We start from the raw sequence: 1,053 nt of genomic DNA on the forward strand, positions 1-1,053 counted from the left end.
GCAGGAAGGGATCCTCGAGCGCTATGCGCTGCTCGTAGCGGTCGAGCAGGTCGAGCCCGCCGACATCCATCGCCGGCAGGTCCAGGCAGCGCAGCGCATAGAGTTCCGAATAGCCGCGCTTCTGCACGACGGCACGGAAATGCCCGGGAACGGACACCCGCCCCTTCGCATCGATCCTGCTCACCGTGTTTGACAGAAACCGGTCCATTAAACGCTACAGCCGCTTGCGCCGCCGCACCCCTCTGCATCTTGTCGCACGCGCCGCCGCAGCGCGTTCCCTGCCCCGTATCAGCCTCGTCCGCACAGGCAAAAACCAGCAAACGCGCAGCCGCCGCGGCTGCCCGATTGGCGTACGCTTTACCCTGACACGGAACGAAGGCTTTGATGTCTGGATGGGATATCATGGGGCACTATGGGCGTCAACGGGAATAGGCTTCACAAACACGCGCGCCCCGACCAAAGAGAGCAGCCGTGACGACACGTCTCGTCTTTATGGTCTATTAAGCCTAACGAAGCGTTTAGAGCCGCCTGGCCCAACCGGACGCGCCTTGCCGCGAGCCGCTGCCGGGCATAGCGTCTCGCCACATCCAGCCGGTCACCAACAGGGTCTGAAATTCGATGTCTGAAACAGCAAAGTCACGCGCTGCAGCGCTTCCTCACCTGCGTCGCAGCGGGCTTGCCATGGGCGATTCCATTCCCCTGCCGCTGACCATGGCCGCCATCTTTCATGCGCCCGGCGACGCCACCGGCTTCAACCAGTACGGGCGATTCAGCAACCCGACCTGGGACGCGGTCGAGCATATGCTGGCCCATCTGGAGGACGCGCCCTGCGTCGCATTCCCTTCCGGAATGGCGGCAATCTCGGCGGCGTTTTTTGCCGTGCTCAAGGCCGGCGACCGTATCCTGCTGCCATCGGACGGCTATCACACGACACGAGCGCTGGCCGAGCGCTTCCTCAAGCCGCTCGGCATCACCTATGATGCCAGGCCGACTTCGACCTTCCTCGATGGCGGCTTCGATGGCTATCGGCTGGCATTTGTCGAAACCCCTGCC

The 1,053-nt window shown here is 63.2% G+C and carries 1 protein-coding gene and 1 pseudogene; one reads left to right on the plus strand and one right to left on the minus strand.

Annotated elements, in window-relative coordinates; translation table 11 throughout:
* Window positions 1-208 (minus strand): annotated as a pseudogene (locus tag EN994_RS36565) (transcriptional regulator MraZ); the annotation flags it as partial.
* Between the two features lie 410 nt (window positions 209-618).
* Between EN994_RS36565 and EN994_RS32785 the strand changes: the two are divergent.
* The coding region (locus EN994_RS32785; RefSeq protein WP_206530563.1) for a PLP-dependent transferase at window positions 619-1,053 on the plus strand (435 nt) is incomplete at its 3' end.

It is taken from the genome of Mesorhizobium sp. M7A.F.Ca.CA.002.09.1.1, assembly GCF_003998555.1.
GTDB classification, from domain to species: Bacteria; Pseudomonadota; Alphaproteobacteria; order Rhizobiales; family Rhizobiaceae; genus Mesorhizobium; species Mesorhizobium ciceri.